Here is a 16,467-nt window from a genome sequence, read left to right as displayed (position 1 = left end):
CGGCCGCGTATCCGCTACCGGCGAGGGTGCCACGGGGCTACGTCCGTTTCAGCGATGACCCTTTGTCCGGTAACGCTCGTGTTATTGAAATCTGCCCGTTCATGGGCGCCAACCAGGTACTTCCCCGTCTCCACCTGGATTTCGACCTGTCCGCTCGCTACGGCGACGGTGCCGCCATCCGCCCGTTTGCTGACACTAAAACGCGTGCCGACATCCTTTATATAGGTCGTGCCCACCTTTACCTGGAGCTTGCCGGGGTCATGACCCTTGACATCGAAAAAAGCGTTGCCCCGCAGCAATTCGACGCGGGGAGGCTCAGTGTTGGTGATTGTTACGCTGCTGTCGGCATCCAGACTGATATCGATATCAGGGGTGGCCGCGAAAGTCATGCGCTCCCCCGGCACGGTTTCATGCAAACGCGTTGCTGTGGGTTTGGCGATAAGCCATGACATGAGGCCCAGAAATAGGGCTGCGGCGACAATGGAAAGATTTATCAGAAAACGGCGCCAGCCGCGAAACCGCATTACGGCAGGCATATCGCCATGGCTACCGAGGCCGTAAATTGCCTGCCGGGTATCAGACCTACAATGATCAAATTACCAGCAAGTGACGTTCCGATTCTAACCATGCCTGGAGGGCGCTACTGTAGTGATGGATCGGTAACAAATCCGATTCTTACCAGTCCGGCTTTTGCTGCAATAGACATTACCTTGGCCACATGTTCATAATGAACATGTTTGTCAGCCCGGATATGGAGCTCGACATTGGGATCCTGTTGTACCGTCGCACTAAAGCGCGGCGCCAATTGATCCATCGTTACAGCCTCGCCATTCCAATAAAGGCTTGCATCGTCTCGAAGACCAAATTCGATATGTTCCGGTTTAGTGATATTTGGGCTGCTAGATGCTTTGGGGAGATCCACCTTAACCGAATGAGTCAGCAACGGTGCGGTAATGATGAAGATTACCAACAACACCAGCATTACGTCCACCAGCGGTACGACATTAATCTCGGTCATTGGCGTCTGGCTGCTGCCGCTGTTCATGCTGCCAAATGCCATCACGACCTCCTTTCGCTAGGGCTAACCACACGCAACTGACGTTCATCCACCGCGGAACTATTGGTTTTGGCACCGACGGCGATCAATATGAACAGATCATGCGCGAAGGCATCAAGACGTCCCAGCCATATGCGATTGCGCCGCACAAATGTATTGTAGGCCAATACAGCCGGGATCGCTACAGCCAACCCCAGCGCTGTCATAATCAACGCTTCGCCCACCGGGCCGGCTACTTTGTCCAAGGTGCCCTGACCGGAAAGGCCGATTTGCACCAATGCATGGTAAATGCCCCACACCGTGCCGAATAAACCGATATAGGGGGCTGCCGAGCCTGCCGAGGCGATGACCGTGAGACCGTTCTCAACACGAGTTGCTTCCTGGTCGAGGCCGTTGCGCAGTACCCGTGTAATGAACTCGCTGGGTCCGCCCGCAGCGGCCAGTTTCTGCAGGCCATGTTTCTCGGAATCGACTGCGGCATCCATCGCAAGCCGAGCAAGTTTGGCAAATGCATTATCGTCCGAGCTATCTTTCAAGGTAGAGTTTACCTCTTGCAATGAACTGGCGCTCCAGAAACGCTTGAGAAACGCGTCTGCACGCCGTCCCGTGAGATAGTTGGAAATACTCTTCGTGAGTATGAGATACCAGCTTGCCACCGAAAGTGCCATCAGGAGTACCAGTACACTTATACCAACGCCATCTATCTGGGCGAGAAAGTGTGAAAATCCTAATCCCTGTTCCATTAAATCAATCTCCTTGCAGTACAAAGTTGAAGGGCTGAAGCGCAATGGCCCGTACCGGCTGGCCATTACGCTGGGGCGGCGTGCAGCGCCAGGTTTTCACCGCGACCAGGGCGGCTTCGTCCAGACGTTTGAAACCGCTGCTATTGATGATTTGTGCCACACTGATGCGGCCGTTTTCATCCAGTTCCACCCGTAGCACCAGCTTGCCTTCCTCGCCAAGCCTTCGCGAAAGAGCAGGGTATGCAGGGGCATTCAATTCCGGGCATGTGACCGATAGCTCCGAGGAAAGCGTGACGGGACCGGGCGCCATCTGTTGAGGCTGCGGCGCTACGGCTACCGGTTCTGGTTCTGGCTCTGGTTCAGGCGCGGTCGGTGGTGCCACCGGCTCGCTTGGCGATAATACCGGTGCTTCCGCCACCAATTGGCGAGATTGTGGTGGTTTCTTTACCGGCTGAGGCTTCGGTGGGGGTGGCTCTGGCTTAGATTCTTCCTTGGGTCTGGCTGCCGGAATAAAGTTGACGATCAGTGTCGCCAATTGTTCCGGTGGAGGAATCAGCTGCTGCTTAAACAGGAAATACAGCAACGCACCATGCGCCGCAAGAACAAACATCAGGCCGGGTAGGGCAACAGGATTACGCTTCATTATCATGCGTTCAACGTCCGGGGCCGGCTACGGCATTGCGAACCAACCAGTCCTCAAAGAACTTCTTGCTGACCAGACCGGTCTTGGCTTCTCGTTGATGCTTTTTGTCATAGAAATACGTACGCGGTACTTCGCCGTACCAGCGGCGGTCGATTTCAAAACGCAAGCGTTCCGGCATATCCTCCGCAAAAACCCATTGCTCGGCCTTGTCCATCCCATAGCTTTCTGTCCGGGCGATAAGCTGTGGCGTATCACCCACTGAATCAGTAGCAATGAGAACGACGTCCAGCGCCGGATGATTGCGCTTGAGCTCACTCAGCATTTTCAATTCGGTTGGGCAGTATTGACAATCAAGCGACCAGAAAACCAGGATGAAGGGCTTGCCTTCACGGGCACCAAGGACTTTGTCAAGACTTCCCAGCGTAAATGGGCGAACACTTTCGGCAGCACCGCTAGCATTCATGAAAGTGAGTATCAATACGAGAAGCAGCCCTCCCATTACGGGGCGAAACGGATAATGAGCCATGCCCAAACCGCCTGCCCGCAACGAGTGGATTATGATTTTGGTCTTGAAGATACCGAACATTTAGTAATGTAAATCTAATTAAGAATCAGTCGCACTTGCAATATTTTACCACTTAATTTGCATGTTGATGCGCAGCATGCAAAGTGTCGAGAATATTTTTTTCTTACCTTAAGGGTTTATGCTTGGGCAACCCTCGATTAAGCCGTGAAAGAGAATGATAGGCGTGAGATCCGCGTATCACAATGCGACAAATTGTCGCAGCTGGAATGGGTTAAACTTGACGACAAACTCTGATTGAGATTCAGGTGGTTCGGCTCATTATCAGGTGCAATTCTTACTATTTCACATGTGGCCAGCCATGCCGAATCAGCCGAAGCTAATCTTTGCAAACACCGCTGCTTAGGTTCTGTCTTTTCTTCAGTAAATTTTTTCGGAAACCAGGAAAACTTTGCTAACATTATTCCTGTTTTTCTGCCATTTTTTTTATCTACTTATAGGCAAATCGTCCTGGCTACTCAACAGGAATTTTCCAATTTTCTGGCTGAAGTCGAGCGGCGAGCCTATAAACAAGCATTGTTCGCGGTACGCGACGAACATGTGGCGCTGGATATTGTTCAGGACTCCATGACGAAGCTAGTTGAGAAGTATGCCGCCAAGCCACCGGAAGAATTACCGCTCCTGTTTCAGCGCATTCTGCAGAATACGATACGGGATTTTTACCGCCGCCAGAAAACCCGTTCCCTATGGACTACACTTTTTTCATCTTTTACACCTAAGCAGGAAAAAGATGACGAAGACTACGATTTCCTGGAAACCTTGCGTGTAAAGGGAGAGTCAGATTCTGATGATCCTCATGCGCAACTGGAGCAGGCCCAACTTATCAATTTGCTTGAGAGAGCCATTGAAACCCTTCCAGCGCGTCAACGGGAAGCCTTCCTGCTGCGTTACTGGGAGGAAATGGATGTCACGGAAACTGCAACAGCTATGGGGTGTTCCGAAGGAAGCGTGAAAACTCATTGCTCGCGCGCAACCCACGCTCTTGCTACTATATTGAGAAAAGAAGGAATTGAGCTATGAATGAACCAGAGTTGGGGGGGAAAGTTGCGCGGCTGTTGAATCATGGTCTGGATGATATCAAGCAGAGCACGTTGAATCAGCTGCAATCGGCACGCAGGGCGGCTCTCCAGAATTATCAGGTGACCGGGGAAATTGTTACAGCCGGTCACGGTGTTTCCGCGCGGGGGGGCGATGATTGGCATCTAAGAACAGGGAAATGGCTATCCTTGATAATGTTGTTGTTTGCTTTCGCAAGTGTGGTTTATTGGCAAACGTTCCAGCAGGGTGACGATAACGAGGAAATCGACATAATGTTGCTGGTTGATGATCTGCCAGTCAATGCCTATCTCGATGACGAGTTTGATGCCTGGCTAGATCATCCCTAGCAGCATGGCTAGATCATCCCTAGCAGCAGCGTTCTGGCTATGCATTTCGTTTTCAGTTCCCGCTCTATCTGAAGCCAGTCAGCCTGTCTGGAATGGATTGAGTCCTCAACAAAAAGAAGTCCTGGCTCCCCTTGCGGAAGAATGGGACCGTATGGACCCTGCAAAGAAAAAGAAATGGCTAGGCATTGCTAAGCGCTATCCGCGAATGACACCGTCAGAGCAGCATCGCACGCAGTTGCAGATGCGTGACTGGTATTCTCTGACTCCTGAGCAGCGCGAGCTGGTGCGCGAGAAGTACAAAACAATTAAAAAACTGCCGCCGGACAAGCGGCATGAAATAAAGCAGAAATGGCGCGAATATGAGCAGACTCCCGAGGATCAGCGAGGCAAGAAATAGCCCGTATTGCGCATTATTCTGGTAATAAATGAAAATTTCCGCACCCGGATTTTGGCGTCGGCTGGTGAGCATGATTTACGAATCCCTGCTCCTGGCTGCGATACTGTTTATCGCTGGCTTCGTTTTTCATCTTATATTCCGGGACACCAGTTCCATTTTTTTCAGACCTGCATTTCAGCTTTATCTGCTGCTGGTAGCGGGTACTTATTTTTCCTGGTTCTGGACCCATGGCGGACAAACATTGCCCATGCAAACCTGGAAATTCCGTGTTATCAGTACCGATGGGAAGCGGCTTTCCCTGAAACAGGCGATTGCGCGCTATTTATTTGCAGTGATCGGTATCTTTTTCTTTGGTTGCGGAATACTCTGGGCATTATTTGACCGGAACCGTCAGTTCTTGCATGACAGGCTCGCAGGGACTCAACTCGTAAAACTGGAGGATAGCAAGATTTTGGAAGAGAACTTATGAATGAGATTCGAAGAGCCGTCTAATAGTATTCATTATCCGGATTCAAGATTGCCGGTGAAGCATGGCTGACCATCCTTTCAATCTTGCCAAAAGTATATTGCTCAATAGATCTAAGCGGTGCCCCCCACCGTCAATCCATCTATGCGCAGCGTGGGCTGACCCACTCCTACCGGTACACTCTGCCCTTCTTTTCCACAGGTACCCACACCGGGATCAAGCGACATGTCGTTGCCTATCATGGTCACTCGTGTAAGCACATCGGGACCATTGCCGATCAAAGTCGCGCCTTTTACCGGATAAGATATTTTTCCATCTTCGATCATATAGGCTTCGGCAGCAGAGAAGACGAATTTCCCGCTCGTGATATCCACCTGTCCGCCGCCGAAGTTCACCGCATACAGACCATGCTTCACCGAAGCGATAATCTCCTCAGGGCTTTTGTCGCCATTCAGCATATACGTATTTGTCATGCGTGGCATAGGAATATGAGCAAATGATTCGCGCCGGCCATTACCTGTGACAGGGGAGTTCATCAGGCGCGCATTCAGACTGTCCTGCAAGTAGCCTTTGAGTATTCCGTTCTCGATCAGCACGGTGCATTGGGTGGGATTCCCCTCGTCATCGATATTCAGCGACCCGCGCCGCCGTGCAATCGTGCCATCGTCCACCACGGTTACGCCGGTGGCAGCCACGCGTTCGCCAATCCGCCCGGAGAATGCCGAGCTGCCCTTGCGGTTGAAATCTCCTTCCAGTCCATGCCCGATGGCCTCATGCAGCAATATTCCCGGCCAACCCGCGCCAAGCACCACTGTCATGGTTCCCGCCGGGGCAGGTTTTGCAGCCAGATTGACGAGGGCCTGATGCACTGCTTTCGCCGCATAATCGCGCAGCACGTCATCAGTGAAATAAGCATAGTCGAAGCGACCGCCTCCGCCGGCCACGCCTTGTTCACGATTGCCATTTTCCTCGGCAATGACTTGCAACGAGATTCTTACCAGAGGCCGCACATCCGCCGCCACGACGCCGTCACTGCGTGCCACCAGCACCACTTCATATTCTCCACCGAGGGACGCCATGACCTGGATAACACGCTTGTCAATGGCGCGAGCATAACTCTCAAGCTTTTCGAGCAACGCTACCTTGTCCGTATCTTTAAGACTGGCAATCGGGTCCTGAGGCAAGTAGAGTTCCCGTCCGATGCTACGTCTAACCGCCTGCACCGATTGCGCCGTTCCCTGACGAGCAATGGCCCGGGTAGCCTGCGCCGCCGAGGCAAGTGCCGGCATGCTGATATCGTCAGAATAGGCAAACGCAGTTTTGTCGCCACTTACCGCCCGTACGCCCACCCCTTGGTCGATGTTGAAGCTGCCTGATTTGACTATGCCTTCTTCCAAAGCCCAGCCTTCGGCGCGGCTATACTGAAAATACAGATCGGCATAGTCAACATGGTGCGAAAGCATTTGTCCAAACACTTGCTGCAATCCGGCTGTATCAATTTCGTGCGGCGCAAGAAGGCAACTGTTGGCGGTGGCAAAGAGATCATTGGGTTGGATGATGGTTTCTGTAATCATGGCGTGTCCGGGTCAGGAAAAATCATCGAGAGAGATTAACAGTGATATAAAGTGCGGTGATTCAACGCGGGGAGACTGTTGCGCAGGCTCGCCTGATATTCTGGATTGATGTCGGCAATCACTACGCCCGATCCGCGAGGAAGGCGATCGAGCACGACTCCCCAAGGATCGACAATCATGCTGTCGCCGTGCGTTTCCCGGCCATTAACATGATAGCCTCCCTGAGCAGGTGCAACGACATATGCGAGATTTTCGATGGCGCGGGCACGAATTAATGTTTCCCAATGAGCCTTGCCAGTGGTCGCGGTGAATGCTGCCGGAGCAAAAATGATGTCCACTTTTCCCATCGAGCGATAAAGCTCCGGGAAGCGCAGATCGTAGCAAATGGAGAGACCGATGCGGCCGAACGGCGATTCCAGGGCTACCACTCCGCAGCCCGCCTCGATGGTTTCCTCCTCGGCATAGCGTTCGTTGCCAAGCTCCAGCCCGAATAGATGTATCTTATCGTAACGGGCTACCTGCCTGCCTTGATCGTCATAAACCAGGCAACTGTTGCGCACCTTGTCGGGCCTGGAAGACACCAGCGGTACCGAACCGCCTACGAGCCAGATATTGAGGCGTTTTGCGGTTTGGCTCAAGAATTCCTGTATCGGCCCCTGATTATCGTGCTCGCGTGCCGCGACTCTATCGGCATCCTGCATTCCCATTATGCAGAAGTATTCCGGCAGCGCTACCAATTTTGCTCCTTGGGCGGCAGCCATATCAAGCAGCCGCGCGGCCTCTTCCAGATTGCCGGATACATTGGGTCCGGCCGCCATCTGAATAGCCGCAACACGAATAGAACCTTTCTGCGTCGTTCCGGGTGCCGTTACAGTGCGGGCAGCACGAGTGACTGAATTATCGAGCATTATTTATGACCTGATCTTCTATAAATAGCAAACATACATGAATGGAAGCCACTGTCAGCCATGCCTTTTTTTCGACCAATAGAACAACTATTGGCCTTCAGGATTGGCAAGATCTGCCTTCGCCCAGCCACTTTCTTCGCTTCGATTCTTCAAGTCCGACAGGCTGGTAAGGGGATCCGGCTATAAAGAAACAGAGTAACTCAAAAGAATATCTTTATAAACCCTTAAAATGCAATGCCGATGAACGGGAGCACTTGCATTCCGCGATTGGAGACTGGCAAGCCAAGTAAAATCTTCAGAGTATGAATCGTTTGCCGGCGGCGGCTGATCATAAGTAGTGTGCTAAATCCGTGTAAATCATGATCCCTAGCCAAGAAATAAGTAAAAACGGGCGATTAACCCCATCGGATTTAAGATCAGGGCTGTTCTTGCGGCTGCCAGGATATTCGGGTGATGATCGGATCCGCCCAGGTACCCGTTACGTTGTATTGTTTGGATGGCGGAGAGTTTTGCAATGCATGGCTTACGATGCCCACCACCGGAGTGGCTAATCCGAGTGAGGGGGTAACTGTCACGTGCAGCTTTTGCGTTTCTGCTTCCAGATTCAACTCGCCGTCCATGAGAATCTTCGCCGCAGGCCCTTCAATTCTCAAATCATCGGTGGCCGCTACCCCCCGGGTGATTTTGACATCGCCAGAAATATCATCGAAACCGAATCCTTCACTGAAGACGTCGTGAAAATCCAGGGTTATTCTTCGAGGCAGCGCCCGCAGGTCGAACATCCCGAACAATCTACCAATTCCCGGCTCAAATCTGGGAAATTGTCCCCGCCTTGCCTTTATCTTAAGGTTGCCGGACAGCGTGGGATAGTCGATTGACCGCGGGCTGCCGTGCCACGACAATTCCCCTTCGACCCTGCCGCTGCCGCGTTTTACGTGATCAGGATAGCCCAGGTGTGTCAGAAAGTCGCCTATGTCGGTTGCATTCAGTGTAACAGTGGTCTGTACGCGCGGCGGCGTGGCGTGGCTTTGCCATATTCCCCGTGCCGTCAGGGAGCTATCGGAATTGGTTATATGCAGCTTCTCGACGCGCCACCCCTGTTCGTGCTGACCGGCTATCAATTCCAGGGCGCCCAGGTGCTTCTCGCCGATAACAAAATTGTCGGCCATCACATCAAATCCGGACAGGCTGTTTTCTCTATGCGGTGTTGGTGTTATTAGGCCCGGATTGACAGGTGAATCGGCAGGGATGCTGAGTGTCCTCAATCGCGCAACTATTTTGCCATTGCCGGCCGGATTCCAGCTTACCCCACCCTTGATTTCCTTGCTTGCAACGGTTGAATGCCATAGTTCATGTTCTTTACTGGCGTTCAGCGTAATATCGTTGAGGCGTTTACCCAGAACGTCGAGTGTGCCGATATGAACATTGATATTTGCAAGATTCGGTGCCGGTGCCATTTCATCATTGAACTGTCCAAGCATATTTTGCCAATAATCCAGATCGAAACTTGGTAAAGTGCCGGTCACGGATATTCCTTTTTTCTCAGGTAACAAAGCGGGTCCCGTACCGAAATTCACGATGCCGCGTTCTACGTGATGATTGCCTGCTTTGTCTTGCAAACGCCTGATTTTTGCTGTTACCAGTCCACCATAACTAAAATTCAAGAGATCTCCCTTATCCGAGGCTTTTCTTTCAAAACGAAGTGTCGCCATGCTCGTGGCGGTTTTGGAAAAAGGCTCAGGCAGATCCAGGGTCACGCCATGCAATGATGATTCGACAGATATGTCCGCCAGCTTGTCATGCGTTTGAATAGTTGCTCGCCAGTCGGTGCTGCCGCGCAGATACCGTGACCATAACTGCGCGGTATTCACAGTCCCGCTTTGCGGCTGTTGGTACAGATTGCCCAGGTTGGCTTTGCCGTTGGCGGACACGCGCATGCCCCCGCCCGGCATGATGGTGGAGTTGATGATCACCGGGCCGCCAAGGAATTGAGCGGTCACGTTTTCTATTTTTATCTCGGAGCCGGAAAAAGCCAATATGCCATTGACTTTCTCCAGATTGGGTATGCGTGCGCCTGGATTGATCTGGTTATCCATGAACTGGTAATTACCCGCCAGCTTGATACCGTCCTCGTTATGCAAGGGAATATCAAGTTTAAACAGTAATTTCCCATTTCCGGTAATCCCGACATCATCGGCGAAGCTGCCGGTATACTTGGCTATATATTTTGCGGCTAATGTCAGGAACTCGCTGGTACGGCCATTGGCTTCACCTTCGCTTTGCAGCATCGCGTCGGATGCAGTGGCGTCAGCGATGCGCACCTTTACCTTGCTTAATGCCACGCCGGAGGTACTACCCCGTGACGCGTCCAGTCTGATATCGCTACCTTGCAACTGTAGATTTCCCGATATGTTCTCGATCCGTGGCCACCCCGGAATATGATCCAGCACCACCTCCGATGCTTTCGCATGCAATCGGAAAATGCCGGTATTGCCACGGGAAAAAGGAAAGTCAGCCAGGTTGCCCTTGAGATGCAGTCGTGCATCCAGAAATTCTCCAGCCACGATGAAGTTGCCAAGCCAATCGCGGAGGTAGGGATTCGCCGTTACGGGTGTGTAGTGCCGCAGATAGCTGGCATCTGCGCGAGTCAGATGACCTGTCAGATCCACCACTCCTGGTTTGCCTCGAGTGAAACGATAACTTCCATAAGCTAAGCCAGCCGCATGAGAGTTGGAGAAAGTAATGTTGTTGAACTTGAATGCGATAGAATTTCTCTCCGTCAAGTAATTCCAACTCGCCTGGCCGGTAAATATATCCAGCATCAGCGGCTCCTGGAATATTTCAGGCAATTCAAGTCTGACTTTTTGAGAATTAAGATTCAGGGTGCCGCCTCCTTCCGTCACATCGATATTACCGGTAACGCCGCTGAAGGCTGGCAGGTTTTCAGATTTTTTCATGCTCAGATTGGTAAATCTTCCTTTGGCATTGAAATGTCTGGGGGCTTGCCATTCGCCGTCCCATTTTGCTCGCATAGAGTGAATTTCTCCGCGAGGCGACAGCTTGCCAAGCTGCTCGCGCAATGACTGGTTAATGGGAAAGTATTCCGCCAGATTCCCGACGATTTCCAGACTCAGATCATCGACACTTAATTTCCCGGTGCCAGTTTGACTATCGCCCGGGGAAATCATTTGTACCGAGAAATTTACCGGGGTCAGTTCTCCTTCACCGCGAACAGACGCACTCAGTCCGCGCGCAAATAGTTCAATGCCCTCTTTCGTGCCCTCATTTATCGTTTGCCAGCCAACCCTGCCCCGCAAACGGATGAGGCTCAACTCCGGCAGGTCTTGCGCCAGTTGTACCTTGACATTATGCAAGCGCATATCGGCCGTCAGCTTTTTCATGTCGCCCCGGTCCACCCGGCTCCACATGCGAAGCGCTCCAATACCCCGATTGAATTTTATTTCCGGTGGGAAGGGAAGCCAGACAAGCGCGGCGGCGATATCGGCATGATCGATTTGCGTGAATAGTTGTCCTCGCCACTGTTCGGGGATGCCCAACGACTCACCGGTAAAATCACCACGAATGTCCAGCTGCGCGGCAAGTTCGGCAGGGGGAATGGCGCGTATGCCGAAGCGATGTCGATTCCCATGGTTTTCAAGGCGCAAATTGACTAACAGTTCAAGTTCGGGGGCGCCGCGCAGGTCGTCCTGCCAGAGGATGCTGGCGTTATTGATGATGACTTGCCGCTGTCGCAGGAGCCAGTCAGAAAAACCATTTTCCTCGTCCGTGAGTTCACTGTTGAGGGCAAAGCCCGCTACATGGATCGCGCCTGCGGGGTCGCGGCGCACGATCAGATCAGGCTGTTCGATGCCGATTTCGCGAAACCGCAGTTCGCCATGCAATAATGAGCGCCATGAAAGGGTGCCTTCCAACTGATGCAACAGTAATGAGATATTACCTGCTTTGTCGTGCACCTTTATGGTGCGCAGCATCATATGAGGGCGGAATCCATCCCAGTTCGCGCTGATCTCACCGAGGGTCACGTGCTGACCGGAAGCGTGGCTGATGGCGGAAGCGATAGTTTCCCGGTAGCGCTCAATGTCGGGTAGCAACCAGTAGCGCAATGATAGCAGCAGGAAAGAGAAACAGGCCGCTGTCACAATCAGCACCCACGCGAATAACCGGAACAGGCGGCTGCTCCCTCTTGCAAAGGGTAAAATTGCTGACGGATTCAATAAATAGTTCCGGTGTTATATCCAGACAATGTGTTTTTACGTACCCAGCCGTGAAGATGCGAAGTCTACTCGGTGTTGAAAGGATTAGTAATTATCGAATTAGGCCCGGATATTTCATAATCGCGTGATGATCGCGCAAGATTTCATTTTTTTGGGAATTTTGTGAGAGAGTGGGTACTTATTCATATGCCCGACTGAGCAAAATTTCCATACGAAACAGAAGACCAGTGAGGAACGCGCCTTAATTAATGAAACACTCGGGTTAGATGTGGCGATGATATTCTTTGTTCCATTGTTCGAACGAATTGTTCCATGCCACTTCATGCCGCTGGGATAGCCAGTTTGCTGAAAATTTATTGTAACTCCGAATCCTCAACCATGCATGCCGATCATTCCCCCGAAGAAATAATTGAATCCATTCTGCCGTGCAGCCGGTATGTCCAGCGCCTCCTTGAAAGTGAGCCTGAGTTGCTGATCGAACTGGGGCAAAATGTGAAACAGCCTTTTCTCCGGGAGGAAATGCACGCTTTTCTGAACGCAAACGCCGATGTTGCAAATGATGAGGCGGGGTTAAACCGTATCTTGCGCAGCTTGCGCAAACGGGTAATGCTGCGCCTGGTGGTACGTGATCTGGGCAGATTGGCCGATCTTGGCGAAATTATGATGAGTATGACCGATCTGGCGGAAACCGCCATCGGTTTCGCGTTGGAACGCCATCACGCATGGTTAACCGATTCTGGTCGCTATGGTCAACCCAGAAGTGCCGATAACGGGGCTTCCCAGCGAATGCTGGTGATTGCCATGGGCAAGCTGGGCGGTGGCGAGCTTAACGTTTCATCGGATGTCGATCTGATTTTCATTTATCCGCAAGATGGTGAAACCAACGGAGCCCGTTCTATTTCCAATCACGATTACTTCGCTCGCCTGGGCCGCAGGCTGATTGCCAGCCTCAATGATATGACTCCCGACGGATACGTTTTCCGGGTGGATATGCGGTTGCGCCCATATGGCGAAAGCGGTCCGCTAGCAATGAGCTTCGCCATGCTGGAAGAGTATTTCGTTACCCAGGGACGGGAATGGGAGCGGTACGCCTGGATCAAGAGTCGAGTCATTGCAGGTCCCTGTGCGGAAGGGTCGAGGCTTATGGAACGGATAACGCAACCGTTCGTATTCCGGAAATATCTGGACTTCGGTGCCTACGAATCGATGCGCGACCTGCACTCGCAAATTCGCCAGGAGGTCAGCCGCCGTGAAATGCATGCAAATATCAAGCTCGGTCCGGGCGGTATTCGGGAGATCGAATTCATCGCACAGGTGTTTCAACTGATTCGTGGCGGGCGTGATGCCGACCTGCGTGCCCGTCCCACGCTGATTGTATTAGGATGTCTACGGGAAAAGCGCCAATTATCGGACAAGGCGGCTGCGGAACTCTCGGATGCCTATTGTTTTTTGCGCAATCTTGAGCATCGCTTACAGTATCTTGATGATCAACAGACTCAGACGCTGCCCGAAAGTCTTGCAGATCAGGCGCTGATAGCCACCACAATGGGTTTTCCTGACTATGACGGCTTTTTGCGGGAACTCGACAGTCATCGCCGCAATGTAACCCATCATTTTGAGCAAATATTTGCAGCGCCGCGGGAATCCCAGAAGCTCGACACGCTCGCTTGGTTATGGCAGGAACCGATCAATGAGGGGGTTGGAGCCGAAGCCGCCACTGCACAGTTGGTTACGATGGGATTTCGTAGTCCGGAAACAATTCTCAAACAATTGCAGGGATTTCGCACCAGCATCCGTTACCGGCAACTGCCCAAAACCAGCAAAAATCGGGTCGACGCGCTTGTTCCCGCCCTGATCGAGGTCGCTGCCAAATTCCCGGCTGCGGACATTACCCTGGAACGTTTGTTATCGTTACTTGAAAGCATAAGCAGGCGTGCCGCTTATCTTGCGCTGTTACGGGAATATCCACAGGCCCTGGATCGCGTCGCCAAGCTGGTCAGCGCGAGTCGATGGGCCAGTGAATACCTGAGTCTGCATCCTATTTTACTGGATGAGCTGCTTAATCCCGCCGACCTCCAAGGTACGCCCGACTGGTCCGGGTCGGGAGCGAGGTTAACTGGGCAATTAAATGACATTGGCGGCTTCGGGCGTGAAGATATCGAGCAGCAGATGGATGTGCTGCGGCATTTTCACCATGCCGAAGTATTCCGGTTGTTGGCCCGGGATGTGGAAGGATTGCTGCCACTCGAAACGTTGAGTGACCACTTGAGCGACCTGGCCGATTTGATACTTGACACAGTGCTGCGTCTGGCCTGGTCAGGGTTGCGAAGGAGGCATCGCGATGCCCCGGCTTTTGGTATCATCGGCTACGGCAAACTGGGCGGAAAGGAGCTGGGTTACGCCTCCGATCTGGATATCATTTTTCTTTATGACGACACGCATCCCGATGCACCGGAAATCTACGCCAGGCTATGCCAGCGTGTTAATTCCTGGCTTACCAGCTACACGTCGGCTGGACTGTTGTATGAAACTGATTTGCGTTTGCGTCCCAACGGCGGGAGCGGTTTGCTGGTAAGTTCCACCGAGGCCTTCGATCAATACCAGCGTAATCAGGCCTGGGTCTGGGAACATCAGGCTTTGACAAGAGCGCGTTTCGTGGCGGGTAATGCTCATGTGAAAGAGGCTTTTGAGTGTACCCGCAAAGCGGTTCTTTGCCAGCGGCGGGACCTGGCGGGTCTCGCATGCGAAGTTTTGAGAATGCGTCAAAAAATGCTGGACGCCCATCCCAACTCTACCGGATTGTTCGATATCAAACATGATCGCGGCGGCATTATTGACGTTGAGTTCGTCGTGCAGTATCTGGTCCTGGGCTACGCTTGCGAATATCCGGAATTGACGAACAATATTGGTAATATCGGACTGCTGAAACTTGCTGGCGAGCTTGGACTTATTCGCGCGGAGACGGCGGACAGGGCACTTCGCGCCTATCGTGAATTCCGGCGGGTGCAGCATCGGCTAAGATTAAATGGGGATTCGGGTCTTCGGGGTATTTCATCAGCAGGGAACGAATCACAGCAGTTTGCACGTGTCGAATTGGATTGTTTAAGGGATAACGTTGAGGCGGTATTGCGTTTATGGGAAGAAGTATTTGGAACACAATGTCTTTCTTGAGCGCTGTAATTTCGTTATGGGGCTCGGAAATAAACATAAAAACAGTATGAACGCTGACTGGGTGTTTTCATTTTTCATGTGAAAATGCGTTAGAATACTTAGCTACAAATTTTCCCTGGGAGTCTCTGCATGTCAATGGCTGACCGCGACGGCGTGATCTGGAGCGATGGCAAAGTAATTCCGTGGCGCGATGCTACTACACATGTGCTGACGCACACGCTGCACTATGGCTTGGGGGTATTCGAAGGCGTGCGTGCCTATCAAACACCCCAGGGCCCCGCAATTTTTCGCCTGCGGGAACATACCGACCGGCTATTCAATTCAGCGCATATTTTCATGATGAAAATGCCCTATGACAAGGCAACGCTGATGCAAGCTCAATGCGATATGGTAAAGCAGAATAACCTGGAATCATGCTATATCCGTCCAATCGCCTTTTATGGGTCGGAGGCGATGGGCATTTCCGCCAAGACACTTTCGGTGCATGTGGCTATCGCTGCCTGGCCGTGGGGTGCCTACCTGGGGGCGGATGGCCTGGAAAGTGGCATCCGTGTCAAGACCTCATCATTCACACGGCATCACGTTAACATCAATATGTGCCGTGCCAAGTCGGTCGCTACCTATGCCAATTCAATCCTGGCTCATCAGGAAGTTGCCAATGATGGCTATCATGAGGCTCTGCTGCTGGATGTGGACGGCTATGTGGCGGAAGGATCGGGTGAAAATATATTCATCATCAAGCACGGCAAGCTCTATACGCCGGACATGACTTCCTGTCTGGATGGTATCACGCGTTCATCCATCATAGAGCTGGCAGCTGAAATTGGAATTCCGGTGATCGAGAAACGCATCACCCGCGACGAAGTGTATTGCGCTGACGAGGCGTTTTTCACCGGTACCGCAGCTGAAGTCACACCGATTCGCGAACTCGATAACCGTAGTATTGGCAATGGCAAGCGCGGCCCGATCACCGCCAGATTGCAGGCCATGTTTTTTGACTGTGTCAATGGAAAAACCGAGAAACATGCCGCCTGGCTTACCTACGTCTGACTACATCCGATTAATATTTAATGTTCCATCCGAGAGAGCAGTCGATGCAGAATCAAGCTAACGATAATAATCAGCGTCAAATCGAAGTCACAGCGGATGATTTGCCGCTACATTGTCCCATGCCAACAATGCTATTATGGAATTCGCATCCGCGCGTATTTCTACCAATAGGGGATACGGGTGAAGCGCTATGCCCCTACTGCGGCACACGCTACACGCTCAAGGGCGGCGCGGGGGCGGGGCACCATTAGCAGC

General features: G+C 52.2%; 15 protein-coding genes. 7 read left to right on the top strand and 8 right to left on the bottom strand.

The window, feature by feature from the left end; translation table 11 throughout:
- Window positions 1-14: 14 nt before the first annotated feature.
- The 5 genes from SQ11_RS02545 to SQ11_RS02525 form a co-directional block, all read right to left on the bottom strand.
- Window positions 15-536, bottom strand: a complete 522-nt coding sequence (locus tag SQ11_RS02545; protein ID WP_041512584.1) for a FecR domain-containing protein — start codon at window positions 534-536, stop codon at window positions 15-17.
- Window positions 537-640: 104 nt separating this feature from the next.
- The gene (locus tag SQ11_RS02540) at window positions 641-1,060 is read right to left on the bottom strand and encodes a biopolymer transporter ExbD (protein WP_041512583.1); all 420 of its coding nucleotides are present in this window, start codon (window positions 1,058-1,060) and stop codon (window positions 641-643) included.
- Window positions 1,060-1,800, bottom strand: coding sequence for a MotA/TolQ/ExbB proton channel family protein (locus tag SQ11_RS02535; RefSeq protein WP_041512582.1), 741 nt, complete (start codon window positions 1,798-1,800; stop codon window positions 1,060-1,062). The genes SQ11_RS02540 and SQ11_RS02535 overlap by 1 nt, the downstream gene beginning before the upstream one ends.
- Window positions 1,801-1,804: 4 nt before the next feature.
- On the bottom strand, window positions 1,805-2,449 hold the full coding sequence (locus SQ11_RS02530; protein ID WP_041512581.1) for an energy transducer TonB: 645 nt from the start codon (window positions 2,447-2,449) through the stop codon (window positions 1,805-1,807).
- 4 nt (window positions 2,450-2,453) lie between these two features.
- Window positions 2,454-2,969, bottom strand: coding sequence for a redoxin domain-containing protein (locus SQ11_RS02525; RefSeq protein ID WP_052493969.1), 516 nt, complete (start codon window positions 2,967-2,969; stop codon window positions 2,454-2,456).
- A gap of 507 nt (window positions 2,970-3,476) precedes the next feature.
- Here SQ11_RS02525 and SQ11_RS02520 point away from each other — a divergent pair.
- Genes SQ11_RS02520 through SQ11_RS02505 form a run of 4 tightly spaced genes read left to right on the top strand, consistent with a single transcriptional unit; the run spans window position 3,477 to window position 5,277 of the window.
- A complete protein-coding gene (locus SQ11_RS02520; RefSeq protein ID WP_041512848.1) occupies window positions 3,477-4,046 on the top strand; it encodes an RNA polymerase sigma factor in 570 nt (189 codons plus the stop codon).
- Window positions 4,043-4,411 carry a DUF3619 family protein gene (locus SQ11_RS02515; RefSeq protein WP_041512580.1) on the top strand — a complete coding sequence of 123 codons (369 nt, stop codon included), beginning with the start codon at window positions 4,043-4,045 and terminating at the stop codon, window positions 4,409-4,411. Before SQ11_RS02520 ends, SQ11_RS02515 begins: the two co-directional genes overlap by 4 nt.
- Window positions 4,412-4,415: 4 nt before the next feature.
- The gene (locus SQ11_RS16655) at window positions 4,416-4,808 is read left to right on the top strand and encodes a DUF3106 domain-containing protein (RefSeq protein ID WP_084226699.1); all 393 of its coding nucleotides are present in this window, start codon (window positions 4,416-4,418) and stop codon (window positions 4,806-4,808) included.
- Window positions 4,809-4,836: 28 nt separating this feature from the next.
- The gene (locus tag SQ11_RS02505) at window positions 4,837-5,277 is read left to right on the top strand and encodes an RDD family protein (RefSeq protein WP_041512578.1); all 441 of its coding nucleotides are present in this window, start codon (window positions 4,837-4,839) and stop codon (window positions 5,275-5,277) included.
- A 110-nt stretch (window positions 5,278-5,387) separates the two neighbouring features.
- Here SQ11_RS02505 and tldD read toward each other — a convergent pair whose 3' ends face one another.
- The 3 genes from tldD to SQ11_RS02490 form a co-directional block, all read right to left on the bottom strand.
- Complete coding sequence (gene tldD / locus SQ11_RS02500; protein WP_041512577.1) at window positions 5,388-6,848, bottom strand: metalloprotease TldD; 1,461 nt, start codon at window positions 6,846-6,848, stop codon at window positions 5,388-5,390.
- 35 nt (window positions 6,849-6,883) lie between these two features.
- Window positions 6,884-7,756 carry a carbon-nitrogen hydrolase family protein gene (locus tag SQ11_RS02495; protein WP_041512576.1) on the bottom strand — a complete coding sequence of 291 codons (873 nt, stop codon included), beginning with the start codon at window positions 7,754-7,756 and terminating at the stop codon, window positions 6,884-6,886.
- 416 nt (window positions 7,757-8,172) lie between these two features.
- The gene (locus tag SQ11_RS02490; RefSeq protein WP_232297864.1) at window positions 8,173-11,991 is read right to left on the bottom strand and encodes a YhdP family protein; all 3,819 of its coding nucleotides are present in this window, start codon (window positions 11,989-11,991) and stop codon (window positions 8,173-8,175) included.
- 312 nt (window positions 11,992-12,303) lie between these two features.
- Here SQ11_RS02490 and glnE point away from each other — a divergent pair, with 312 nt between their 5' ends.
- The 3 genes from glnE (at window position 12,304) to SQ11_RS16650 (ending at window position 16,463) form a co-directional block, all read left to right on the top strand.
- Window positions 12,304-15,162: a bifunctional [glutamate--ammonia ligase]-adenylyl-L-tyrosine phosphorylase/[glutamate--ammonia-ligase] adenylyltransferase gene (gene glnE / locus SQ11_RS02485; protein ID WP_269746023.1), complete on the top strand. Its 2,859-nt coding sequence runs from the start codon at window positions 12,304-12,306 to the stop codon at window positions 15,160-15,162.
- A gap of 129 nt (window positions 15,163-15,291) precedes the next feature.
- Window positions 15,292-16,212, top strand: coding sequence for a branched-chain amino acid transaminase (locus tag SQ11_RS02480; protein WP_041512575.1), 921 nt, complete (start codon window positions 15,292-15,294; stop codon window positions 16,210-16,212).
- Window positions 16,213-16,256: 44 nt separating this feature from the next.
- Window positions 16,257-16,463, top strand: a complete 207-nt coding sequence (locus tag SQ11_RS16650; protein WP_084226698.1) for a zinc-finger domain-containing protein — start codon at window positions 16,257-16,259, stop codon at window positions 16,461-16,463.
- The last annotated feature ends 4 nt before the right edge of the window (window positions 16,464-16,467 follow it).

The sequence above is a fragment of the Nitrosospira sp. NpAV genome (assembly GCF_000832065.1).
Lineage (GTDB): Bacteria > Pseudomonadota > Gammaproteobacteria > Burkholderiales > Nitrosomonadaceae > Nitrosospira.
Note: the sequence above shows the minus strand (reverse complement) of the source record. Positions and strands in the feature narration are given on the sequence as shown.

Excerpts from the sequence above, each read along its gene's own strand:
- SQ11_RS02545 (WP_041512584.1), bottom strand. The coding sequence starts at position 536 with ATGCCTGCCGTAATGCGGTTTCGCGGCTGGCGCCGTTTTCTGATAAAT.
- SQ11_RS02540 (WP_041512583.1), bottom strand. The coding sequence starts at position 1,060 with ATGGCATTTGGCAGCATGAACAGCGGCAGCAGCCAGACGCCAATGACC.
- SQ11_RS02535 (WP_041512582.1), bottom strand. The coding sequence starts at position 1,800 with ATGGAACAGGGATTAGGATTTTCACACTTTCTCGCCCAGATAGATGGC.
- SQ11_RS02530 (WP_041512581.1), bottom strand. The coding sequence starts at position 2,449 with ATGATAATGAAGCGTAATCCTGTTGCCCTACCCGGCCTGATGTTTGTT.
- SQ11_RS02525 (WP_052493969.1), bottom strand. The coding sequence starts at position 2,969 with ATGGCTCATTATCCGTTTCGCCCCGTAATGGGAGGGCTGCTTCTCGTA.
- SQ11_RS02515 (WP_041512580.1), top strand. The coding sequence starts at position 4,043 with ATGAATGAACCAGAGTTGGGGGGGAAAGTTGCGCGGCTGTTGAATCAT.
- SQ11_RS16655 (WP_084226699.1), top strand. The coding sequence starts at position 4,416 with ATGGCTAGATCATCCCTAGCAGCAGCGTTCTGGCTATGCATTTCGTTT.
- SQ11_RS02505 (WP_041512578.1), top strand. The coding sequence starts at position 4,837 with ATGAAAATTTCCGCACCCGGATTTTGGCGTCGGCTGGTGAGCATGATT.
- tldD (WP_041512577.1), bottom strand. The coding sequence starts at position 6,848 with ATGATTACAGAAACCATCATCCAACCCAATGATCTCTTTGCCACCGCC.
- SQ11_RS02495 (WP_041512576.1), bottom strand. The coding sequence starts at position 7,756 with ATGCTCGATAATTCAGTCACTCGTGCTGCCCGCACTGTAACGGCACCC.
- glnE (WP_269746023.1), top strand. The coding sequence starts at position 12,304 with ATGCCACTTCATGCCGCTGGGATAGCCAGTTTGCTGAAAATTTATTGT.
- SQ11_RS02480 (WP_041512575.1), top strand. The coding sequence starts at position 15,292 with ATGTCAATGGCTGACCGCGACGGCGTGATCTGGAGCGATGGCAAAGTA.
- SQ11_RS16650 (WP_084226698.1), top strand. The coding sequence starts at position 16,257 with ATGCAGAATCAAGCTAACGATAATAATCAGCGTCAAATCGAAGTCACA.